Annotated in this window: 24 protein-coding genes and 1 tRNA gene; 12 read left to right on the forward strand and 13 right to left on the reverse strand. The window is 61.0% G+C overall.

Going from position 1 to position 21108, the window contains the following annotated elements; genetic code table 11:
• Positions 1-412: 412 nt before the first annotated feature.
• Complete coding sequence (locus D0N36_RS18455) at positions 413-1015, reverse strand: SMI1/KNR4 family protein (RefSeq protein WP_116943295.1); 603 nt, start codon at positions 1013-1015, stop codon at positions 413-415.
• Positions 1016-1220: 205 nt separating this feature from the next.
• Positions 1221-1697: a GlcG/HbpS family heme-binding protein gene (locus D0N36_RS18460; protein ID WP_116943296.1), complete on the reverse strand. Its 477-nt coding sequence runs from the start codon at positions 1695-1697 to the stop codon at positions 1221-1223.
• Positions 1698-2135: 438 nt separating this feature from the next.
• Here D0N36_RS18460 and D0N36_RS18465 point away from each other — a divergent pair, with 438 nt between their 5' ends.
• The 7 genes from D0N36_RS18465 (at position 2136) to D0N36_RS18495 (ending at position 11669) form a co-directional block, all read left to right on the forward strand.
• Entirely contained in the window at positions 2136-3386 is a 1251-nt protein-coding gene (locus tag D0N36_RS18465) for an acetate/propionate family kinase (protein WP_116943297.1), read from the forward strand.
• Positions 3387-3543: 157 nt separating this feature from the next.
• The gene (locus D0N36_RS18470; RefSeq protein ID WP_242478996.1) at positions 3544-5616 is read left to right on the forward strand and encodes a VWA domain-containing protein; all 2073 of its coding nucleotides are present in this window, start codon (positions 3544-3546) and stop codon (positions 5614-5616) included.
• Between the two features lie 149 nt (positions 5617-5765).
• Positions 5766-6161, forward strand: a complete 396-nt coding sequence (locus tag D0N36_RS18475; protein WP_116943299.1) for a hypothetical protein — start codon at positions 5766-5768, stop codon at positions 6159-6161.
• A gap of 51 nt (positions 6162-6212) precedes the next feature.
• Entirely contained in the window at positions 6213-7043 is an 831-nt protein-coding gene (locus D0N36_RS18480) for a pseudouridine synthase (RefSeq protein WP_116943300.1), read from the forward strand.
• A 126-nt stretch (positions 7044-7169) separates the two neighbouring features.
• Positions 7170-8369 (forward strand): alpha/beta hydrolase, encoded by a 1200-nt coding sequence (locus D0N36_RS18485; protein ID WP_116943301.1) that lies wholly within the window; start codon positions 7170-7172, stop codon positions 8367-8369.
• A 31-nt stretch (positions 8370-8400) separates the two neighbouring features.
• Positions 8401-10353: a molecular chaperone DnaK gene (gene dnaK, locus D0N36_RS18490; RefSeq protein WP_116943302.1), complete on the forward strand. Its 1953-nt coding sequence runs from the start codon at positions 8401-8403 to the stop codon at positions 10351-10353.
• A gap of 164 nt (positions 10354-10517) precedes the next feature.
• Positions 10518-11669, forward strand: coding sequence for an FAD-dependent monooxygenase (locus D0N36_RS18495; RefSeq protein WP_116943303.1), 1152 nt, complete (start codon positions 10518-10520; stop codon positions 11667-11669).
• Between the two features lie 69 nt (positions 11670-11738).
• Here D0N36_RS18495 and D0N36_RS18500 read toward each other — a convergent pair whose 3' ends face one another.
• Both D0N36_RS18500 and D0N36_RS18505 read right to left on the reverse strand, forming a co-directional pair.
• On the reverse strand, positions 11739-12530 hold the full coding sequence (locus D0N36_RS18500) for a hypothetical protein (RefSeq protein ID WP_116943304.1): 792 nt from the start codon (positions 12528-12530) through the stop codon (positions 11739-11741).
• Positions 12531-12861: 331 nt separating this feature from the next.
• Positions 12862-13524, reverse strand: a complete 663-nt coding sequence (locus tag D0N36_RS18505) for an ABC transporter ATP-binding protein (RefSeq protein ID WP_116943305.1) — start codon at positions 13522-13524, stop codon at positions 12862-12864.
• A gap of 145 nt (positions 13525-13669) precedes the next feature.
• On the opposite strand from D0N36_RS18505, the gene D0N36_RS18510 reads away from it, so the two are divergent.
• The 3 genes from D0N36_RS18510 (at position 13670) to sucC (ending at position 16174) form a co-directional block, all read left to right on the forward strand.
• Positions 13670-13912 (forward strand): hypothetical protein, encoded by a 243-nt coding sequence (locus D0N36_RS18510; RefSeq protein ID WP_147320978.1) that lies wholly within the window; start codon positions 13670-13672, stop codon positions 13910-13912.
• 29 nt (positions 13913-13941) lie between these two features.
• Entirely contained in the window at positions 13942-14808 is an 867-nt protein-coding gene (locus tag D0N36_RS18515; RefSeq protein WP_116943307.1) for a glycoside hydrolase family 113, read from the forward strand.
• A 172-nt stretch (positions 14809-14980) separates the two neighbouring features.
• On the forward strand, positions 14981-16174 hold the full coding sequence (gene sucC, locus D0N36_RS18520) for an ADP-forming succinate--CoA ligase subunit beta (RefSeq protein ID WP_116943308.1): 1194 nt from the start codon (positions 14981-14983) through the stop codon (positions 16172-16174).
• Between the two features lie 92 nt (positions 16175-16266).
• On the opposite strand, the gene D0N36_RS18525 is transcribed toward sucC, so the two are convergent.
• Positions 16267-16749 (reverse strand): Ohr family peroxiredoxin, encoded by a 483-nt coding sequence (locus D0N36_RS18525; RefSeq protein ID WP_116943309.1) that lies wholly within the window; start codon positions 16747-16749, stop codon positions 16267-16269.
• 150 nt (positions 16750-16899) lie between these two features.
• Between D0N36_RS18525 and D0N36_RS18530 the strand changes: the two genes are divergently transcribed.
• Positions 16900-16971: transfer RNA gene (locus D0N36_RS18530), tRNA-Arg, on the forward strand.
• A 113-nt stretch (positions 16972-17084) separates the two neighbouring features.
• Positions 17085-17300: a hypothetical protein gene (locus tag D0N36_RS18535; RefSeq protein ID WP_116943310.1), complete on the forward strand. Its 216-nt coding sequence runs from the start codon at positions 17085-17087 to the stop codon at positions 17298-17300.
• Here the strand turns inward: D0N36_RS18535 and D0N36_RS18540 are convergent.
• The 8 genes from D0N36_RS18540 to D0N36_RS18575 form a co-directional block, all read right to left on the reverse strand.
• Positions 17297-17554, reverse strand: coding sequence for a hypothetical protein (locus D0N36_RS18540; RefSeq protein WP_116943311.1), 258 nt, complete (start codon positions 17552-17554; stop codon positions 17297-17299). The genes D0N36_RS18535 and D0N36_RS18540 overlap by 4 nt on opposite strands.
• Positions 17555-17608: 54 nt before the next feature.
• A complete protein-coding gene (locus D0N36_RS18545) occupies positions 17609-18025 on the reverse strand; it encodes a hypothetical protein (protein ID WP_147320979.1) in 417 nt (138 codons plus the stop codon).
• Between the two features lie 128 nt (positions 18026-18153).
• Positions 18154-19185: a hypothetical protein gene (locus D0N36_RS18550; protein ID WP_116943312.1), complete on the reverse strand. Its 1032-nt coding sequence runs from the start codon at positions 19183-19185 to the stop codon at positions 18154-18156.
• Positions 19182-19544, reverse strand: a complete 363-nt coding sequence (locus D0N36_RS18555) for a DUF6527 family protein (protein WP_116943313.1) — start codon at positions 19542-19544, stop codon at positions 19182-19184. The genes D0N36_RS18550 and D0N36_RS18555 overlap by 4 nt, the downstream gene beginning before the upstream one ends.
• On the reverse strand, positions 19538-19855 hold the full coding sequence (locus D0N36_RS18560; protein ID WP_116943314.1) for a hypothetical protein: 318 nt from the start codon (positions 19853-19855) through the stop codon (positions 19538-19540). The genes D0N36_RS18555 and D0N36_RS18560 overlap by 7 nt, the downstream gene beginning before the upstream one ends.
• A gap of 35 nt (positions 19856-19890) precedes the next feature.
• Complete coding sequence (locus tag D0N36_RS18565) at positions 19891-20424, reverse strand: TIGR02594 family protein (RefSeq protein ID WP_116943315.1); 534 nt, start codon at positions 20422-20424, stop codon at positions 19891-19893.
• Positions 20421-20879, reverse strand: a complete 459-nt coding sequence (locus tag D0N36_RS18570; protein ID WP_116943316.1) for a hypothetical protein — start codon at positions 20877-20879, stop codon at positions 20421-20423. Before D0N36_RS18570 ends, D0N36_RS18565 begins: the two co-directional genes overlap by 4 nt.
• Positions 20876-21108, reverse strand: a 233-nt coding sequence (locus D0N36_RS18575) for a hypothetical protein (RefSeq protein WP_190242757.1), incomplete at its 5' end; no start/stop codon positions are given. The genes D0N36_RS18570 and D0N36_RS18575, both read right to left, overlap by 4 nt.

Here is a 21108-nt window from a genome sequence, read left to right on the forward strand (position 1 = left end):
TTAAGCGAAAACGCGTAGCCGATAGCGGCTCCGATGTGCCCGAGCTTATCGAGGCTTTCACCCAGCTTCTTGGCCTCTATCACCACCGAAACAGCGCCGGCAGCGTCGTAGAGCACGTAGTCCAGGGAACCGCCGCCGCAAGCGCGGGGGCCGCAACCGCAACAACCGCGGCCTCCGCCCCGAAGGCGATACTCCGGCCGCTGAAGGACCAGCTGCCACCAGCGGAGAGTAAGGATTAAGTGAGGTCATTAAAAAGCCGCCGCTGCTTCATAAAGAGCAGCGGCGGCTTTTTTTTAGGCGATGAATTTTGGGCTTTGCGTTCGGGCAGTGTGAATACAAGACTTGAATCGCGCCGTTTTACCCCACCTTTGGTGACATTTTGCTATGAGCAGTATGAGGAGATAGATCTGTTCTAATCCAGAGTATCCTCATTTATAAATTCGTATTCATTATCCATTAATTTTTGCAAATACTCTTCAAAACTTTCCGCTATCACGCTAAATTTATCAGGATCGTGCAAGAATCTCACTACCTGACCTTGCTTTCCACTTTCAGACGGACTAAAGTCTATGAATAGCTGCGATGTCCCACCATTATTCATGCAGTCTGAAAAATGCAACCATTTTAACTCATCGGTTCTATCAGTTATCTTTTCATCTATATCAACTTCTTCATATTCTCTTTCAATATAGTCTGAGTAATATTCGGCAGCTTGGTTTTTATTATTTATCATCTGCTCCGAAGACAATAAATAGTATGGGTATCCCTCAATATCAGAGCCTAGAAAATACAAGGCAATTTCTTCATCTTGGTATGCTCTCCAATACGTTCCATCAACGTATTCCAATAAATCAACTAAAGCCTTAGGAATTTCTGGATACAGATTTTTCAGTTGAGTAATAATTTTACTATTTACACCTTCTTTAACCTTTTCAAAATGATTCCAAATTTCATCCGCACCATTATCGTGGTACGCTTTTTTAAGACCTAATATGTATTTTTCTGCGGTATTCATATCCCGTTTTTTTGGTTCGTTAAATTTTGAAGCAATATCGCTCTATGCTTGCACATAACGTGTGATACACGCTGTTAACTGCCAGCAGTGATAAAGGCAGACAACTCCGTTAAAAACGCGACAAACCTGCTTATGCTTACCGAAAGTATAGTTTTTCTACGCGGCAATAGTCTTGGAGCTCTTATGCGGGTTTGCCGTTAGCCCTCTATTTCTCCAGCACTTTCAGGCCGGCCTTAGCAATCCGCGCATCCTCGTTGCCGTGGGCGCCGCCGACGCCGATGCCGCCCACTACCAGGCCGCCGACGACGATGGGCACGCCGCCGTCCATCATCAGCATGTTTTCGTCGAGGTAACGGATGTCTTCGGGGATGCTGCCGTCTTTGATGCCGCGGGCAATGACGGCCGTTTCGCGCTTTTGCGAGTTGGCGGTGTAGGCCTTTTTGTAGCTGGCCCGCAGCGTGTGCACGCCGGCCTGATGGTCGCGGAGCACGGCCAACGTCTGGCCCGAGCGGTCGACTACCGTGATGGAAACGGCGTGGCCGCCCTTTTTGGCCTCGGCGCGGGCGGCCTGTACCATGGCCAGGGCTACTTCGGCCGTGAGCACGGGTTCGGTAGGGAGTCGTTGTTGGGCGTGGGTCATGGCGGGAAGCAGCAAGGAAAACAGGAGCAGCAGGAGTTTCATCGGGTAGGTTATTCAGCAGGCCGACGGCGGGAACGGGTTTTGGTACCGCCCGTCACGGGGCGCGGAGTCGGCTATAATTAACCGGGAGGTACGGGGGTGCCCGGCGGTAGTTGTATCGTCGGGCGGGCCTGGGCTGACGGCGCGGTTTGCCTTGGCGGGCATGCTAGCCGGCACTATTGGCTTACTTTGCCGTTGTGATGCCCTTTCGTTGCGCCTCACCCCCTAGCCTCCTCTCCGAAAAAGGAGAGGGGGAACTAGACACTAAACTTTTAGTCTGGTTATGACTGTACTAGCTCTAAAAACTATTTGCTAGTCTCCCCTCTCCTTTTTCGGAGAGGGGGCTAGGGGGTGAGGCGAATCGCGAGAACAGCCTACAAACCCGTTGACTCACCGAACAAAAAGCTAGCAGCTATTAGCTGAAGGCCAACCGCTCACCATATGCACATCTTCGTTATCAACTCGGGCAGCAGCTCGCTCAAGTATCAACTGTTTCGCTGGCCCCACGAGCGGCCGCTGTGCCGGGGCCTCATCGAGCGCATCGGCCAGGCCGAGGGCCGGCTCACCCACACGGCCGTGGGCCCCGATGGCCAGGAGCGCACCCTAACCCGCACCGAGCCCATTGCCGACCACCGCGCCGGCCTGCAGCAGGCGCTGGCTTTGCTGACGGACCCCGAAATGGGCGTCATCCAGAGTCCCGACGAGGTGGCGGTGGTAGGGCACCGGGCGGTGCACGGGGGCGAGCAGTTTCGGGAGCCCACGCTGGTTACGGCGGCCGTGAAGGCCAAAATCCGGGAGCTGTTTGCGCTGGCTCCGCTGCACAACCCGGCCAACCTGCTGGGCATGGAGGTGGCCGAACAGCTGTTTCCGAGGGCCGCGCAGGTGGCGGTGTTCGACACGGCATTCCATAGTACCCTGCCGCCCCAGGCCTACCGGTTTGCTTTGCCCGAGCGCCTCTACACCGAGCATGGCCTGCGGGCCTACGGCTTCCACGGCACCAGCCACAAGTTTGTGTGCGACGAGGCCCGCCGCCACCTAAACCAGCCCGACGCCCGCATAATCACCGTGCACCTGGGCAACGGCTGCAGCATGACGGCCACCGTGGCCGGCCGCTCGGTGGATACCAGCATGGGCTTCGGGCCGATGAACGGGCTGGTGATGGGCACCCGCGCCGGCGACACCGACCAGGCCGTTATTTTCTACCTCGTCGAGCAGCTGGGCTACTCGCTGGCGCAGGTCAAGGAGCTACTCAATAAAGACAGCGGCATGCTCGGCCTCACCGGCCACGTGGACATGCGCGACGTAACCCGCCAGCTCGAAGCCGGCGACGCCCGCGCCCAGCTGGCCTACGACCTCTATGCCTACCGCATCAAGAAGTACCTCGGCAGCTACCTGGCCGCCCTCAACGGGGCCGAGGCCGTAGTTTTCACGGGCGGAGTGGGCGAAAACGACGCCCGCGTCCGGAGCCTGGCCTGCCAGAACCTCGACTTCCTCGGCATCCAACTCGATGAAGCGCTCAACCAGCGCCGCGCCCCCGGTCTGCGCGACCTCTCGGCTCCCGGCGCCCGCGTGCCGGTGCTGGTCATCCCCACCAACGAGGAGCTGGAAATTGCCCGGCAGTGCGCGGCGTTGCTACCCCACCCCAACCCACTCTCGCTCAATTCGCGACATCCTCCGGGAGAGGGGCTCTAGATTTATATTTCTAGATTCTTAGCGTTTTAGAATTAAAGCCCCTCTCCCGGAGGATGTCGCGAATTGAGCGAGAGTGGGTTGGGGTGGGGTTGCCTATCTTCGCGCAACTCTGCGCCCGCACTGGGGGTTATGGGTTTTCCACTGATTACATCGGCTCTTGCTGTTATCTGCTTCTCCCTGGTTGATTGGATTGTGCCTGCTAGTGGGCGCGGGCTACGCGGCTCTGCTCTACTCGGCCCAAGCGCCCTGGAGCCGGGCCGTAAACTACGCGCTGGCGGCCGTGCGCTTCGTGATAGTGAGCTTTCTGTGCTTTCTGCTGCTCTCGCCCTTCCTCAAATCGACCACCACCACCACCGAAAAGCCGACCGTAGTGCTGGCCCTCGATGATTCGAAGTCGGTGGCACTGTTTACGCCGCCGCCAGTACTGCAGCAGGCCACCACGGGCCTCACGCGGCTAGCCGAAACGCTGCGCCAAAAGGGTTTCACGGTGGAAACCCGCACGCTCGCGGCCTCCGGCGCCGCCCGGCCCGATTCGGTGCAGTTCCGGGCCCCGGCCACCGACCTCGACGGGCTGCTGGCCGGCATTGGCGAAACGTTTCAGGGCCGCAACCTGGCGGGCGTGGTACTGCTTTCCGATGGCCTCGTGAACCAGGGCCAGGCCCCCGAGTTTGCCGACTACCGCTTCCCGCTCTACACCGTAGGCGTGGGCGACACCATCCCGAAAAAGGATTTAAGTCTGCCCGCCCTGAGCTACAACCGGGTAGCCTTCAGCGGCAATCAGTTCCCCATTGAAGCCGAGCTGGCCTACGACGGCTACGCGGCCGGCACCACCGCTACCGTGCAGCTGCGCGAAAAGGGCAGGGTGCTGCAAACCAAACGCGTGGCCCTGCCGGCCGGGCAGCGGCGCATAAAAACCACGTTTCTGGTGACGGCCACCGGCGTGGGCAAGCGCCGCTACGAAGTGCGGGCCGCGCCGCTGCCGGGCGAGTTCACGCTGCTCAACAACACCAAATTCGCTTACCTCGATGTGGTGAAAGGCAAGCTGCGGGTGCTGCTGGCCGGCGCCGCCCCCCACCCCGACCTTAAGGCCCTGCGCGCCGCCATCCAGCAAAACGACAACTTCGACCTGACTACCTACCTGCCCGGCATCAGTCCGCTGAAAAACCAGGACTTCGACGTGGCCATTCTGCACCAATTGCCGGCCCGCTCGGGCGTGGGCGCCGAGGTGCTGGCCCAGGTAGCCGCCCGCCGCGCGCCAGCCCTGTACATACTCGGGGCGCAGTCCGATTTCGGAGCCTACAACCGCCTGGGCACCGGCCTCACGGTGCAGCCCCGCGGCGCGCAAACCGACGACGTAACGCCCGTGCCCAACCCGACTTTCAACCGCTTTACCTTTGAGGATGACGCGCTACGGCGGTTTCTGGCCTATCCGCCGGTGCCGGTGCCGTTTGGCGAAGTCCGGCTGAGTGGCGGGGCCGAGGCCACGCTGTGGCAGCAGGTGGGCCGGGTAGCCACCCGTAAGCCGCTGCTGGTGTTCGGCGGTACGCCCGCCCGCCGCCAGGCCACGCTGCTTACCGAAGGCAGCTGGCAGTGGCGCCTGCAGGAAGCCGTGGAGCACGACGACAAGCCCGAAGCCTACGACCGACTGATTCTGCGGACTCTCCAGCTACTCACCCAGAACGCCAACCGCAAGCGCCTCGACGTGTACCCAACCCAGGACGTGTTCAACTCGTCGGATGACGTGACGTTTGGGGCCGAAACCTACAACGCCATTTTCGAGCGGACCTACGGCGAGCCCGTAACGCTCACGCTTACCGACGAGCAGCAGAAAACCCGCACCTTCAGCTTCGCCCCCACCCCCGACGGGGCACCCGTGCATTTGGGCGAGTTGCCGGCTGGCCTCTACCGTTACCGGGCCCGCGCCACGCTCGGCGGCCAGGCCCAGCAGGATGCCGGCGAGGTGCTGGTGCAGGAGCAGGAGCTCGAAGCCCTGCAGAGCCGCGCCAATCATAACCTGCTGGTCCAAATGGCCAACCGCAGCGGCCAGCGCCTGTACTTTCCCGCCCAAATCGACCAACTAACTCAGGATATCGAGAAGGCCGGCTACAAGCCCGTCATCTACGAGCAGGAAGATTTGAAAGACCTCATCAACCTGAAATGGCTGTTCTTCCTGCTACTAGCTTTGGTAACAGCCGAATGGGCCACCCGCAAATACTCCGGCGGCGTGTAATTTGATTGCCCGACGTAGGGGCGGGGCTTGCCCCCGCCCGCCGTTAAACGGTCCCCGCCCGAATTGTTCAATGGCCCCGCTCCTACGTCGTGCCACGACAACGCCCTAACGGCGGGCGGGGGCAAGCCCCACCCCTACAAAATCCTTCCATGAAATACCTGCCCCTCCTCATTGCCATCCTGCTGTTTACCGGCTGCAAAAAATCACCCGACAAACAGGCTGAGTCGGCCGTGCAGGATTTCCTGCGCAACCGGGTTTCCACGGCCCGCAACTATGCCCCCGGCAAGTTCCGGCTGGAGCCTTATACCCGCCGCGACTCGCTGCTGTACCTGTCCCAGATGGCCCGGATTAACAGCCTTCCCGCACCACCCGAACCCACACCCGCCGACACGGCCCGCATCGGCACGCTGGTCCATCACGACTACCGCGACCAGACGCCCGACGGCATCCTCATCCGCGACAGTGGCGAGTATGTGGTGCGCCCCAACGGCGAGGTGCGCCTGCTGATTGCCGAGAGCGTCCGCCGCCGCCGGCTGGCGCAGTAGCCGTACCTTTGACCATAGGCTCACTCACCGAGCCACCCATACACTGCCCCCATGCGCTACATTCTGCTCAACAAGCCCTACGAAGTCCTGACCCAGTTTACCGACGAAACCGGTCGGCAGACGCTTAAGGATTTTGTGGAGATACCTGAAATCTACCCCGTTGGGCGGCTCGATTATGACTCGGAGGGCCTCGTGCTGCTCACCGACGACAAGCAGCTGCAGCACCGGCTGTCGGAGCCCCGCTTCAAGGTTCCCAAAACCTATTGGGTACAGGTAGAAGGCGAGCCCACGCCCGAAGCCCTGGAAAACCTGCGCCGGGGCGTGGACTTGAAAACCGGCTACACCTCGGCCGCCGAAGTGGAGCTACTGCCCCAGGCTCCCGAGCTCTGGGAGCGAAGCAAGCCGGTGCGCTTCCGGGCCAACATTCCCACCAGCTGGCTGCAAATCCGCATTTCGCAGGGCATGAACCGGCAGGTGCGCAAGATGACGGCCGCCGTGGGCTACCCCACCCTGCGCCTGGTGCGGGCCGCCATTGCCGATATGGATTTGGCCGACCTGCAGCCCGGCCAGTGGCGCGAGCTGACGAATACCGAAGTGCGCCTACTCACCGAAGAAATGGCCGCTCAGACGGTTGCGGCCGGCACCTTCAAAACGCCCAAACCCTCAGAGTACTGGCCCGGCGGCATTCCACCCGGCGGCAAGAAAACTGGCGGCAACCGCGGCGGCTTTACGGCTCCCGGCGGCCCCAAAGCCGCTGGCAGCCGGCCCAACCGGCCCGCTGGCGGGCCTAAATCAATCAGCCCAAAACCAGCCGGCAGCCGCGCCGACGCGCCCGCCCGGCCAGCGGGCAGCAAGCCTGACCGGGGGGAAATCGGCTGGTAGCCGGCCGGCCGGCGCCAGACCGGGCGGCGGAGGGGGCAACGGAAAAACTTTCGGCACGAAACCAACCGGCGGCAAACCCGGCAGCAAGCCCGGTACGGCGGGCGGCGGACCCAAGCGGCGCGGCTAATGCCCCGGCGGCGCCTGGTGCGGCGTGGGCTGTTGGCCGTAGCGCTAGGCTTCGTGCTGCTAAACGCGGTGGCCTTTTTCCACGCCTGGCGCTTCACCCATTTCACGGCTGACCCCAGCCAGCCCACCGGCAGCCCCGAGCAGCTTACGCTGGCTGGCAAGCTGTGGGTGCTGGCCACCGGCGTGCGCACGCCCAAGCCGCGCAACCTCGCCCGGCCCACGTTTCCATACGCTACCGTGCAGCTGGTAAGCCCCAACGGGCGGCTGGAAAGCTGGTACGGCGCGGTGCCGCGGGCCCGGGGCACGGTGGCCCTGTTTCATGGCTACACCAGCTCCAAAAGCCAGCTGCTGCACGAGGCCGGTTACTTCCGCTGCCTTGGCTACAACGTGCTGCTCACCGATTTTGCGGGTAGCGGCGGCTCTCAGGGCTACTGCTGCACTGTCGGCTACCGCGAGGCGGCCGATGTGGCGGCCGTGGTCCGCTGGCTGCAACGGCGGCCGGGGCCGGTGTTCATCTACGCCAACTCCATGGGCGCGGTAGCCACGCTGCGGGCCGAAGCCGAACTGGGCCTGCGCCCCACTGCCAACCTGCTCGAATGCCCCTACGGTTCGATGCTGGCCACTGCCCAGAGCCGCTTCCGCTCCATGGGCGTACCCGCGTTTCCCATGGCCAACCTGCTGGTATTCTGGGGCGGCGCGGCCAACGGCTTCAATGCCTCCGCCCTCGACGCCACCGCCTACGCGGCCCGCACGCCCACACCCACCCTGCTTATGTGGGGCACCGCCGACCCACGCGTAACCCACGCCGAAACTGATGCCATCTTCACCGCCCTAGCCGGCCCCAGGCAGCGGCAGGATTTCCCAGGCTCAGGCCACGAGCCGTATTGTGGAAGCATGAGGCACTATGGCAGCACACGGTGGCAGGGTTTCTGGCCGGGCAGTAGCGCGAAGCTCCGACTTCACGTGTTGTTGAATGAAGGAGCCCAGGAGTCAGTAACGATACGCGAAGCCGGCGCTTCGCGCTACTGCCCGGCTGGCAGGAGTTCCGCCCTTGGCTTTTTCGTAGAAAGTCAGACCGGCACGAAAAGCGGCTATTCAGCCCCCAAAAATGACAATCTGTCATTAGAAACGCGCATTTTGTGGGCTGGTACGTCTCTTGTAATTAGGGCTGCACGAGGGTTTCAGCCCTCTTTCAACTGACAACCTACTTTCTACTACTACTCATAACATCATGGGCAAAATAATCGGTATTGACCTCGGCACCACCAACTCGTGCGTGTCCGTAATGGAAGGCAACGAGCCGGTGGTAATTCCAAACAGCGAAGGCCGCCGCACTACTCCCTCCATCGTCGCGTTTCTCGACAATGGTAAAGGCGAGCGTAAGGTGGGCGACCCGGCCAAGCGCCAGGCCATTACCAATCCTAACAACACGATTCAGAGCATTAAGCGCTTCATGGGCCGTAACTTCTCGGAAGTAACTGAGGAGACCAAAAACGTACCCTACGAAGTGGTAGGTGGTGCCAATGGCACGGTGGCCGTAAAAATCGGCGACCGCAACTATACGCCCCAGGAAATTTCGGCCATGGTGCTTCAGAAGATGAAGCAGACGGCGGAAGAGTACTTGGGCACCCCGGTAACCGAAGCCGTTATTACGGTTCCGGCCTACTTCAACGACGCCCAGCGCCAGGCCACCAAGGAAGCCGGCGCCATTGCCGGCCTCGAAGTGAAACGCATTATCAACGAGCCCACCGCTGCCGCTTTGGCGTACGGCCTCGACAAGGACCACTCCAACCACAAGGTGGCCGTGTACGACCTCGGTGGTGGCACGTTCGACATCTCGATTCTGGAGCTCGACAACGGTGTATTTGAGGTGCTGAGCACCAACGGCGACACTCACCTCGGCGGCGACGACTTCGACCAGGTTATCATCAACTTCTTGGCCGACCAGTTCGCCTCGGAAAACGAAGGCCTCGACCTGCGCAAGGATGCCATGGCCCTGCAGCGCCTCAAGGAAGCGGCCGAGAAAGCCAAAGTGGAGCTGTCTTCGTCGGCAGAAACCGAAATCAACCTGCCCTACATCACCGCTACGGCCTCGGGCCCTAAGCACCTGGTGGTAAAGCTGAGCCGCTCAAAGTTCGAGCAGCTGGCCGATAGCCTGTTCAAGCGCAGCATGGAGCCCGTGAAAAAGGCCCTGCAGGACGCTGGCCTGAGCACTTCGGATATTGACGACGTGATTCTGGTAGGCGGCTCGACCCGCATGCCCCGCATTCAGGAAGACGTGGAGAAGTTCTTCGGCAAGAAGCCCAGCAAGGGCGTGAACCCCGACGAAGTAGTGGCTATTGGTGCCGCTATTCAGGGCGGCGTACTTACTGGTGAGGTGAAGGACGTGCTTCTGCTCGACGTAACCCCGCTGAGCCTCGGCATCGAGACCATGGGCGGCGTGATGACCAAGCTCATCGAGTCGAACACCACCATCCCAACCAAAAAGTCGGAGACATTCTCGACGGCTTCCGACAACCAGCCAAGCGTGGAAATCCACGTACTGCAGGGCGAGCGGCCATTGGCTTCGCAGAACCGCACCATTGGCAAGTTCCACCTCGATTCCATCCCGCCCGCGCCCCGCGGCGTTCCGCAGGTTGAAGTTATCTTCGACATCGATGCCAACGGTATCCTGCACGTAACGGCCAAGGATAAAGGCACCGGCAAGGAGCAGAAAATCCGTATCGAAGCTTCGTCGGGCCTTTCCGATGCCGACATCGAGCGGATGCGCCAAGAAGCCCAGTCGAACGCCGAGTCTGACAAGGCTGAGCGCGAGAAAATCGAGAAGGTCAACCAGGCTGACTCCATGATTTTCCAGACGGAAAAGCAGATGACTGAGTACGGTGATAAGCTGAGCGCCGGCAACAAAACGGCCGTCGAAGACGCCCTCGCCGACCTCAAGAAGGCCCACGAGAGCAAGGACCTCGGTGCCATTGATACCGCCATGACCGCCATCAACACGGCCTGGCAGGCAGCCTCGCAGGAGATGTACGCCCAGGGCGGTGCCGAAGGCGGCCAGCCCGGTGCCGACGGAGGTAACCCGTTCGGAGGTGCCGACGGCCAGCCCGGCGGCAACGGCCAGCAGGGTGCCAACGCCGACAACGTAACCGACGTTGATTACGAAGAAGTAGAAGGCAAGCAGTAAATCACGGATTAGCGCTGGTTGTATTGATTGCGCTGATTTCTGGTAAGTTTGAAAGGCCCGGAGCAGATTGCTCCGGGCCTTTTTTTGCGCGGATTGCAGGATTCATCGTGAACCCAGAAAATGGTGCGGAGCTGCGCTGTGTTGTAGTGTTCTGACTTTACTCTATGGCTGATTTCATCATTATCGGAGCGGGCATTGGGGGCCTGGCCGCGGCACATGCGCTGCTGAACCTGGGCCATGTGGTGCGGGTGTACGAGGCGGCGCCTGAGTTGCGGGCGGTGGGCGCCGGCGTGGTGCTGGGCGCCAACGCCATGCGCGCGCTCCACCAGTTAGGCCTGCACGACGCGGTGGCGCAACTGGGCGCGCCCGTGCGCCAGTTGCGCCTGCTCGACCAGCAGGGCTGCGTACTGCAGGCCGCCGATACCACCAAGTTCACCCAAAAGCTGGGTTTCGAGAACGTGGGCATCCACCGGGCCGACCTTCAACGGGTGCTGCTGGCCGGCCTGCCGCCGGAAACCGTGCAGTTGGGCACGGCCTTCGAGCGGCTGCACGAAACCCCGGCCGGCGTGGTCGCCCACTTCGCCAACGGCACCGTGGCCCACGCCGACGCCCTGTTGGGGGCCGACGGGCTGAACTCGCGGGTGCGGCAGCAGCTGTGGCCGGCGGCCGTGCCGCGCTACGCCGGCTACACCTGCTGGCGGGGCGTGGTCGATGCTGGTCCGCTGGGGCTGGCAGCCGGCGAATCGGGCGAAACCTGGGGCCGAGCGGGCCGGCGGTTCGGCTACGTGCCGGTAGGCGGCGGCCGGGTGTACTGGTTTGCCTGCCTCAACAGCGCCGCGCCACGCAACCCCCGCTTCCGGGATTACCGGGTAGCCGACCTGCAGCGCGAATTCGCTGATTTCCACGCGCCGGTGCCCGCGCTATTGGCCCTCACCCGCAACGACCAGCTGCTCTGGAACGACATTCTGGACCTGCCGCCCCTACTGCACTTCGCCTGCGGCCCGGTGCTGCTGCTCGGCGACGCGGCCCACGCCACCACGCCCAACCTGGGCCAGGGCGCGGGCATGGCCATCGAAGATGCCGCCGTACTGGCTCGTTGCCTCCGCACCTCCCCCACCGACCTGCCCGCCGCCTTCCGGACCTTCGAGCAGCAGCGCCGGCCCCGCACCGCCCGCATCGTGCGTACTTCCTGGCACCTGGGCCGCGTGGGGCAGTTGGAGAACCCGCTGCTTACCGGCATTCGCAACGCCATAATGCGCCTGTTGCCCGCCGCCGTCAGCCGGAGCCAAATGGCGTGGTTGTATAAGGAGTTGTGATTCGCCGTTTTGACCCAAAAAAGCCCGGCTTCCTTGTGGAAACCGGGCTTCTTACTTTCAGCGCGACGCTTAAGCGGCAGCGGCCGTCTGACCATTCTCACGGTCGTCAATGGCTTTCTTCAGCTTGGCAATGGCCTGGGTGGCGCGCTCCTCGTCGAGACGGTTGATGTTGAGCAACATCTTGGTCTTCTCGGCGCGGGTAACTACCGGGTGGTTAAGCAGGCGGATGATTTCCTCCTTCTGCGAGGCTGAGGCATAAGCTGGAGCCAACGGCTCGGCAGCTACAGCCAGCTCGGCGGGCACGGCCTTCATGGCAACGGGCGCGGCCGGAGCAGCTTGCGGGGCCGGAGCGGGCGTCTCGGCCACAGTGGGCGTGTTGCCGCCGTAGTCCATCTCCTCAGCCGGGGTGGGCTCGTAACCGGCGGCGCGGATAATCCAGGCCAGAATATTACGGTAGGCTTTGCCAATGGCGCGGGTCTGGGCCATGCTCATAATGGCAAACTCCTGGTAGAATTTCTTGCCCTGCTCCTTGTTGGAGCACACCGCGAAGCCAGCGCCCACGGTCTGACCGCTCTTCAGATCGAAGAGAATCACCTTAGCCTGGTACTTAATTTCCTGGTCGTTGCTGACGTTGATGACGTGCTCGACCACGGGCACGATGCCCAGGCGCGAGCCGGCGTACTGCCAGCCCTCCACGTTCACGAACTCCTTGCCCTGCACATTGGTCGTGAGCTTGTTCTCCTTGATAAACTTGGCCAAATCCGTGGCCAGGTGCAGCGTTTCGTCGGAGTGCGACAGGTCGTAGCTCTCAACTTTGGGCTTGCTTACGGGCTCTTTGGGGGCTTTCACTGCTTGGCTCATTGTGCTTTTCCGTTAGGTTCCTGTAATGACATACGTGGCGTTCGGATGTATAACCTTTGCCCGACGCAAATAGTGCAAAAATTCACATATTTTTATGTAATTTTTATCATTGATTATCAAATACTTATGAATCATATTTCCAACCTCATTAGTCACTACTTTATTTAGCTTATCCTTTGCATTGCGCTACGGTTGAGCCTCGTCCAAATCTGGGGTCAAGGGCCGTCGTTGTCATCCGCATGGCCAACCTTGGCTTAGTAGCCAGGGCACAAAAAAACGCCGGCTGATGGCCGGCGTTTTTCACGCTGATTGTAACTGGCTGTGCGGCCGCTTAATTGTCTCCTTCCCAGATGTAGCCGTCCTTCATGGTGATGGTGCGGTCGGCCATCTCGGCAAGTTGGTCGTTGTGGGTGACGATGACGAAGGTCTGGCCCAGCTCTTTGCGAAGCAAAAAGAAGATCTGGTGCAGCTCCTGGGCGTTCTGCGAGTCGAGGTTGCCCGAGGGCTCGTCGGCGAAGATGATTTCGGGGGAGTTGATGAGGGCGCGGGCTACGGCCGTGCGCTGCTGCTCGCCGCCGCTCATTTCGGAGGGCTTGTGGTCGGCGCGGCGCTCCAGGTTCAGCATACCGAGCAATTCACGGGCCCGCACCCGGGTTTCCTTCTCCGAGCGGCCCGCCAGATAGGCCGGCAGGCACACGTTTTCGAGGGCCGTGAACTCGGGCAGCAGGTTATGAAACTGGAAGATGAAGCCGATGTGGCGGTTGCGAAACCGGGCCAAATCGGAGCGCCCCAGCGAACTGACCGACTCGCCATCAAACAGCACCTCGCCCGTGTCGGGGTTGTCGAGCGTGCCCAGAATGTGCAGCAAGGTGCTTTTGCCGGCACCCGACGAGCCCACGATGGACACAATTTCCGATTTCTCGATGGTCAGGTCGATGCCCTTGAGCACTTCCAGCGTGTTGTAGCTTTTGCGGACGTTGATGGCTTGCAGCAAAATGAGTCGGGGAACGGGTCCAGAAAGGAGTACAGAAACAAATCTACGCAATGTCGGGCGTTGCGGTGGTATCGGGGGCGAATGCAGTGGCCGGGCAGTGCGTGGAAGCCGGGGCGGGCGTATCTTCCCGGTTCGTATGCTGTCTATGCCCCTCCCTGCTTTTTCCTTTCTGCGCTGGCTCGGCGGGCTGTTGCTGACGGCCACCGTGCTGCTAGTGCTGGCGGCCGGCTGGTGGTACTGGCCCCGCACCGTGCCGGCCCCGCCGCCAACGCCCGCCACGCGCCCGGACCCTGCTACCCACCGGCCCACCGGCCGCCGATGGCCGGCTGCGGGGCGTCAGCTGGGTGGGCACCGATTCGGCCTCCATGCTCCGACCTGGCCCCCTTAATCAAGGCTGGGGTTACCTGGATTGCCCAGATGCCCTTTGGCTGGCAGGCGGGCGCGGCCGAGCCCACGGTGCAGCTGCGCAGCGGCGTGGCCAGCCGCCGCTACTGGGGCGAAAGCGACGCGGGCATCCTGCTCACGGCCCAACGCGCCAAGCAACGCGGCATCCGCACGCTGCTCAAGCCCCATTTGTGGCTGCGCGGCCCCAGCAACTGGTCGGGCGACATCAACATGACCTCCGAAACCGACTGGCAAATCTGGTTCAGCAGCTACTCAGTTTTCATCCTGCATTACGCCCGGCTGGCCGAGACCGGCCGGCTCGACGCCCTGTGCATCGGCACCGAGCTGGAGCGCACCGTGGGCCACGAAGCGGAGTGGCGGGCGCTCATCAGGCAAATCCGGCAGGTGTACCACGGCCCGCTAACGTACGCGGCCAACTGGAGCGGCGAGTTCGAGCAGGTGAAATTCTGGGACGCGCTGGACTTTATTGGCGTGCAGGCCTACTTCCCGCTCAGCCCCGAAGCCAGCCCCACAAAAGCCAGCCTATTGGCGGGTTGGCAGGAGCCGCTACGCCGCATTGCCGCCGTGCAGAAGCAGTACAACAAGCCCGTCGTGTTCACCGAAGCGGGCTATAAAACCACCGCCGACGCGGCCGCCAAGCCCTGGGAATGGCCCCAGCAGCTCGACTTGCTGGCCCCAGCCGACGAGGCCACCCAGGCCGCCTGCTACGCGGCTCTGTTCGAGACGTTCTGGCCCCGGCCCTGGTTTAAAGGCCTGTTCATCTGGAAGTGGTACCCCGGCCTGCAGCCCGATGGCCCCGCCCGCCGCCACTCCGACTTCACGCCCCAGCACAAACCTGCCGAGCGGGTGATGAGCGAGTGGTTTTTGAAGGGCGGATGAGGGAATCAGGCAACGAAGGGAAGAAAGTAAAAGAACGTCACCTCATCACTTCCTCACCCCGTAACCTCCTTACGTCATCACCTCATTACCCAACAATTCCATCTCCCCTACCAACTCCCAACGCAATTCTGCCTACTTTCGCGGTTAGAAACCACCCCCATAACTGACCTCTATGAACATTCACGAGTATCAGGGCAAAGACATTTTGAAACGCTACGGCGTGCGCGTGCAGGAAGGCATCGTGGCCAATACGGCTGAAGAGGCCGTTGCTGCCGCCGAAAAGCTCACCGCCGATACCGGCACCAGCTGGTACGTTATTAAGGCCCAGATTCATGCCGGTGGCCGCGGCAAAGGCGGTGGGGTGAAACTCGCCAAAAACCTGGAGCAGGTAAAGGAAATTGCCGGCCAGATTATCGGCATGCAGCTCGTTACCAAGCAAACCGGTGCCGAAGGCCGCAAGGTGCACAAGGTGCTAGTGGCCCAGGATGTGTACTACCCCGGCGAGTCGGAAACCAAGGAGTACTACATGAGCGTGCTGCTCGACCGCGCCACCGGCCAGAACGTTATCATTTACACCACCGAGGGCGGCGTAGACATCGAGGAGGTAGCTGAGGCGCATCCCGAGAAAATCCACCGCGAGCATATCGACCCGCGCGTGGGGCTGCAGGGCTTCCAGGCCCGCAAAATCGCCTTCAACCTCGGCTTGTCGGGTGATGCCTTCAAGGAGATGGTGAAGTTCGTGACGGCTCTTTACAAGGCCTACGACGAAACCGACTCGGCCATGTTCGAAATCAACCCTGTGTTGAAGACCTCGGACAACAAGATTCTGGCCGTTGATGCCAAGGTAACCCTCGACGAAAACGCCCTCTACCGCCACAAGGACTTCGTGGCCCTGCGCGACACCAACGAAGAAGACCCGCTGGAAGTGGAAGCTTCGGCCTCGAACCTGAACTACGTGAAGCTCGACGGCAACGTGGGCTGCATGGTGAACGGTGCTGGTCTGGCCATGGCCACAATGGACATCATTAAGCTGAGCGGCGGCGAGCCGGCTAACTTCCTCGACGTAGGGGGAGGGGCCTCGGCTGAAACCGTAGAAGCCGGCTTCCGCATCATCCTGAAGGACCCCAACGTGCAGGCCATCCTGATTAACATCTTCGGTGGTATCGTGCGCTGCGACCGGGTGGCCAACGGCGTGGTGGAAGCTTACAAGAACATCGGCGACATCCGCGTACCTATCATCGTGCGCCTTCAGGGCACCAACGCCGAAGAAGGCGCCCGCATCATCGACGAGAGCGGCCTGAAGGTCTACTCGGCCGTGCTGCTGAAGGACGCCGCCGAGCGCGTAAAGGAAGTACTGGCGAAGTAATAATTAAGCAAACGCTTAGAAATAAGAATGGCCGTTGAACGCCCCTTTCGGGAGTCGTTCAACGGCCATTCTTACTTACTGCTTATCGAGTTCTACTTCTCGTTGGCAACGCCAGCGTTGTCTTCTGCTTTCAGGGAAATAGCCTTGCCCTTCACGCGCAGCTCCACCTCCATGTTGCCGCGGGTACCCACCGAGTAGGGGCAGATTGTGTGGGCCTGGCGCACCATTTCCATGCTTTTCTGCTCATCGAAGGCTTTCAGATCCACGTCGATGATGGCCGACAGACCGTAAGCTTCACCCTCCTGGAAGAGCGAGACGGAGCATTTCACTTCGGTGCCGGGGTCGAGCTTGTCGCCGGCGCGCTGGGCAACAACGAGTAGCGCCTGCTGGAAGCACGAGGAGTAGCCGGCAGCAAACAGTTCTTCGGGGTTGGTGGCATTCTTTTTGCCGCCCAAGCCTTCGGGAACCGACATTTCGAGGTCGATGATGCCGGTGGCGGAGCGGACGTGGCCGCTACGGCCGCCGATGGCGGTAGCGTCGGCGGTGTAGAGAGTTTTTTTTTCGGTGCTTGCCATAAAAAGGAATAGCTGGTGAGAAAGAGGTTTGGCTAATTAACTGCCTAGCCCGCCGGAAGGTTACTTGGCAGGGGTACAGGATTTCGCAGAAAAAGCGGAAACAGGTTTGGCAAAGGCGCTTTTTCTCTCTAGTTTTGCGGCTCCCAACCGGGTTGCGTAGTACAACGGATAGTATGGGAGCCTCCGAAGCTCTAGATCTAGGTTCGATTCCTAGCGCGACCACTTAGTAGAACAGAAACCCCGATTCTGCCCCAGAATCGGGGTTTTGTTTTTACCGTGTGCGACGTAGTGTGTGGCCTCATTCTTTATACCCCTCCCCTCCCCTGCTAAATGCCATGACGGAAAAGCTCGCCTACAACGGCCCCTCTACCGCTGAATTCGAGAACGGTGAAACCTATTCCGTCATCTGGGGTACCCACCAAGGATTTGTGGAGGCGTGGGTGGGCAATGGGGCCAAACATAAATACGCCAGCCTGAAACTGTTTCTGCAGTACTGGCGGCCGGCTGATGCGCAAGGACTGGCCCGCGCCGAGCATGGCATGGTCAGCTAAAGCCCCAGGTCGGGTAGCTTCACGTAGGGCGCGTAATCCTCCAGCAGCCTGGGGCTGGTGAAGGTGCGTAGTCGTACTACCCGGTTTTCGGCTTGGTCATAGTAGAGCTCGACGAAGAAGCCGCCGGGCATCTGATACAGGTTCACCGCATCTTCCTCCTCGTAGCGGTTGGCCAGGAAGTGGCCCTCGGCATAGAGCACCGGCAGCTGCTGCTCGAAGCTCAGGGCGCGGAAGGCGTAGTGGTCGGTGGGCATGGGGGTAATGTAAAAGAAAAGCCCCGACTACTGCCGGGGCTTTTCTTTTACTAATTATGGCAATTCTGGATCATCAGTGGGGCAGGGACCGTCATTGCAACGAGGTCCACTTCCGCCACCGCCACTGCCAGGGCTTCCAGGAGATGAACATTGGACGGGCGTCATATAGCCCTCCTCCATTCCATCAAGATAGCCTTGGTAATAATCTACCTCTGACTGGGTAGTAGCATTATTCAAGTTATTCGTTGCCTGCTGATGGTATCTCACGTACCGCTCCTGGAAGTAAGCGCCATCAATACACTTATTCTGTTCCGTTTCGATTTTACCACGGGAATACCCCTCGTTATAATCTGACTGGGAAGTGCGCTGCTGGCGCTGCTCTACAGCAGTTGCCGGACTGGTAAAGCCAGAGGACACAGCCCCTATGCTTAGCAGGGCCGCAAAGGCGGCGAAATGGAGAATCTTTATCATAGAGTGGAAATTGATAGTGGAAAGGTTTGAGCGGTTAAGATGCAAAATATTATCTACTTAGCAACATCTGTATAATACAATGAAAGAAATATTATGCTATGGCTCGACAGTAGGCAGATAAGGCTGTACTAACCGGGCCTGCCTCCTACTGGCCACCAGCTCCACACGCTGGCCTTGCCCCGCACCCACCAGCCACCGACCCCACCCAGCCCGAGCACCAGGGCGAACACCCACCAGGGAGTACCGCCCTTCTTCGTGCTGTTGGTGGCTGAGCTATTGGGGGCCGTAGCTGCAGCGCCACCCCGCTGGCCTGCTTTGGTGTTATCAGTGGCATCGTTGCCGGTGCCGGTCTGCACCGGTGCTTTGGCCTTGCCCGCATCTACGGCCGTCGCCTCGGTGCCCGTGGCCATGGTGCCGGGCTTGGTAGCCTGAGCTGCCGTATTGCCGGTGCCCACCTGGTAGATGATGGTGCCTTTATTCTTGAATTTGCCCCCGGAAAATCCCTCGAGTGTTTTTTCGGGGGCTTTTTTGGCAGGCAGCAAGCCGAAAAGCCGGCGCTCATAGTGCGGTGCTTTTACACTACTACTGGCAGAATCAGCCTTTAAGGTGTCTGGTGCGGTTTTCGGGCTTGGTATTTTTACAGCAACTACCGAAACCGGTTCTTTTACTCGAGGAGGCAGGGTCTTGTCACTGCATCCGCTCAGCAGCACGGCCAGCACGGCCCCTACCACCGTCCCCAGTAGCTTCAGCCAGGCGAAGGTGCGGCCGCTCATGCCGCGCGCGCGAATGGCTTTATCGGTGGCCGCCGTTTCAGGGTCGGTGCCGACGTAGAACCTATCGAGCAACCGGCGCAGGTTGAGCCGAATATCAAACCTCAATCCGAACAGGCAGGCGGCGGCACCGCCGGCAGCCACCGGGGCCAGCCACAGGTACCAATGCCAGGCTCCGGTGCTGAGCTTGAAGTAGAGTAGTAAGCAGTAAGAGCAGAGTACGTAGCCGCCCACGGCCGCGCCCCGGGTGCGGGTTTCCCACAGGTGGCTCACATCTTCGCCGCGCCGGATTTCATCAGCGCCGGAACCGGCCCCAATGCCGGCCAAAATAAACGTAGCCAGCAGCACGCACAGCGCTGCCAGCGCGCCGGGAATATAAGTAGCCATCATAATGCAGGGAGGGGCACCGTCTGCCCCGCTAGGTGGTGCGTGCAATCTGAAAGGAATTGTATCTGGCCATCCGTCACGAAGGAGTGGCACACATAGCAGGTGGGCGCATTGCTGCCAGGATTCTCGCGGTGGTAGTCGCACCAGCAGCGGCCATCTTTGGCCGTGCCGCCGGGCACATAATGCCCGCTCCGTACCAGCACCGAGGCGCGAATGGTTGGCTTATCTGGTGGGCCGGTCATAGTCCAGCATGCACCGGGATTGGCCGGGTTCGTGTTGATGCGGTGGCTTTCGTTGCAACCGGGGCAACTGAAACAGTAGTAGCCGGGCGTGTTGCTGATGGGCAGGACAACGGCTACCATCGGGCGCGAACTGAATCGGCGGTGGTTTGCACCGGTACCTCGAAGCCGCGGGCATCGGTGTAGGTGCTGGCCTGCTCAGGTAGCGAGGCGGGCCGGGCGCAGCTGGCCGCGCTGGCCAGCAGTAGCAGGGCCAGCATGGCTACGGGCGGCTTACGCTTGGCAGGCCAAAGCAGGTAGGCCAGCCCGCCTACGAGGGGCACGAATATCCAGCCCCGGCTAAAACCGAAGTGGATAGCCGCGTAGAACACGGCGGTTGTGATAGCCACCCAGGCTAGGAACAGCAGTACTTGAACGGAGAAGAACGATTTCATGGGCTTGAGCTTTAAGGATTGAAGGTGTGAGTGAATTAGCGAGTAGTAGGTGCGGTGGCCACGCCGCTGCCGTTAACCCAGATGCGCCGCACGTTGGCCGGCTGGGCTACTTTCCAGGGGCTGCGACGGGCGGACTTGAGCCACGATTTGGGGAAGCCGGATATGTTATGACTGTTAGCCTGATTGCCTCCCAGCAGGTAGTAGCGGGTAGCATCTTCGCCCACGTAAATGCCGACGTGGCTCGTGCTCAGTACCACCACATCACCCAGCATCGGCACGGCCACCGGGCTACCCCAGCCGGCCCACCAGAAGGCCCGGGGCATTTCGGGATGCCGCACTGCCACGCCCGCCCGCACGGCGGCAATGGCCAGGGCCGTGCCGCACCACGGCACTTCGTCGGACGTAATCCAGTCGAAGCGCAGCTCCCGTAGCCAGCTCATGATTTCGGGACTGTGCTGGCCACCTATGATTTCCTTGGTGCCATGCAGGGCCAGGGCTTCGAGCAGGATGCGCGGGCCGGTTTCGGCGGCCAGGTAAGCGAAGCGTTTGGGAAGTGGGAACGGGCTCATTCGGCGTAGGGGTTAGGGCGTGAAGGGCGGTCGGAGTAGCCGGCCAGCGGGCGGTGCTCGGGGGCTTCGGGGTCGAAGGCCTCAGGCTTCACGTTCACGCTTTCGGCCTTGATGTCGGTTTTCTTGCTGACCACCGTCGTATCGGCCGGCCGTTCGGCGAAGGCCTTGCCGACTAGCTTGGCGATGCCCAGCCCCAGCAGCAGGGCGGCAAACGTGTAGTTGACTTCCGTGGCCGGCACGTTCAACCGCCCCGCCGCCTGCATGAGCAGCGTGAACACGACCACGGCGGCGGCCAGTACCAGGCGCAGGCTCAGGCTGTTTTCGCTCTCGAACAGCGTCAGAAACCGCTTGGCCGTCAGCTCCCGGCGCAGCCAGAAGGCCATGACCACGAACACGGCCGAACCCAGTAGGTAGTGCCAGTGGTTTTCTTGCAGGGTGGGCCAGGTCAGTATCACATCAGGTAGCTTAGCTCGGTAGCGTAGAGATTCAGGCGCTGCTCCAGCACCCCATCCAGCGGGCGCACCGGCACGTCGGGGTCGGGAATCTGGTCAGCCCGCACCAGCTCCATTTCCCGCCAGCTCAGCACGTACAGGCCAATGACGCCCCCGGGCCGGCGCACGAACACGGCCAGCGCACTCTGGTAGCCGCGTTCGGCCATCAGCTTGTTGGCCTTCCAGTCGTCGC

The organism is Hymenobacter lapidiphilus (genome assembly GCF_003417065.2).
Classification (GTDB): Bacteria; Bacteroidota; Bacteroidia; order Cytophagales; family Hymenobacteraceae; genus Hymenobacter.

Coding starts and splice junctions, on each gene's coding strand:
- D0N36_RS18455 (WP_116943295.1), bottom strand. CDS start 1,015: ATGAATACCGCAGAAAAATACATATTAGGTCTTAAAAAAGCGTACCAC.
- D0N36_RS18460 (WP_116943296.1), bottom strand. CDS start 1,697: ATGAAACTCCTGCTGCTCCTGTTTTCCTTGCTGCTTCCCGCCATGACC.
- D0N36_RS18465 (WP_116943297.1), top strand. CDS start 2,136: ATGCACATCTTCGTTATCAACTCGGGCAGCAGCTCGCTCAAGTATCAA.
- D0N36_RS18475 (WP_116943299.1), top strand. CDS start 5,766: ATGAAATACCTGCCCCTCCTCATTGCCATCCTGCTGTTTACCGGCTGC.
- D0N36_RS18480 (WP_116943300.1), top strand. CDS start 6,213: ATGCGCTACATTCTGCTCAACAAGCCCTACGAAGTCCTGACCCAGTTT.
- D0N36_RS18485 (WP_116943301.1), top strand. CDS start 7,170: ATGCCCCGGCGGCGCCTGGTGCGGCGTGGGCTGTTGGCCGTAGCGCTA.
- dnaK (WP_116943302.1), top strand. CDS start 8,401: ATGGGCAAAATAATCGGTATTGACCTCGGCACCACCAACTCGTGCGTG.
- D0N36_RS18495 (WP_116943303.1), top strand. CDS start 10,518: ATGGCTGATTTCATCATTATCGGAGCGGGCATTGGGGGCCTGGCCGCG.
- D0N36_RS18500 (WP_116943304.1), bottom strand. CDS start 12,530: ATGAGCCAAGCAGTGAAAGCCCCCAAAGAGCCCGTAAGCAAGCCCAAA.
- D0N36_RS18510 (WP_147320978.1), top strand. CDS start 13,670: ATGCCCCTCCCTGCTTTTTCCTTTCTGCGCTGGCTCGGCGGGCTGTTG.
- D0N36_RS18515 (WP_116943307.1), top strand. CDS start 13,942: ATGCCCTTTGGCTGGCAGGCGGGCGCGGCCGAGCCCACGGTGCAGCTG.
- sucC (WP_116943308.1), top strand. CDS start 14,981: ATGAACATTCACGAGTATCAGGGCAAAGACATTTTGAAACGCTACGGC.
- D0N36_RS18525 (WP_116943309.1), bottom strand. CDS start 16,749: ATGGCAAGCACCGAAAAAAAAACTCTCTACACCGCCGACGCTACCGCC.
- D0N36_RS18535 (WP_116943310.1), top strand. CDS start 17,085: ATGACGGAAAAGCTCGCCTACAACGGCCCCTCTACCGCTGAATTCGAG.
- D0N36_RS18540 (WP_116943311.1), bottom strand. CDS start 17,554: ATGCCCACCGACCACTACGCCTTCCGCGCCCTGAGCTTCGAGCAGCAG.
- D0N36_RS18545 (WP_147320979.1), bottom strand. CDS start 18,025: ATGATAAAGATTCTCCATTTCGCCGCCTTTGCGGCCCTGCTAAGCATA.
- D0N36_RS18550 (WP_116943312.1), bottom strand. CDS start 19,185: ATGATGGCTACTTATATTCCCGGCGCGCTGGCAGCGCTGTGCGTGCTG.
- D0N36_RS18555 (WP_116943313.1), bottom strand. CDS start 19,544: ATGGTAGCCGTTGTCCTGCCCATCAGCAACACGCCCGGCTACTACTGT.
- D0N36_RS18560 (WP_116943314.1), bottom strand. CDS start 19,855: ATGAAATCGTTCTTCTCCGTTCAAGTACTGCTGTTCCTAGCCTGGGTG.
- D0N36_RS18565 (WP_116943315.1), bottom strand. CDS start 20,424: ATGAGCCCGTTCCCACTTCCCAAACGCTTCGCTTACCTGGCCGCCGAA.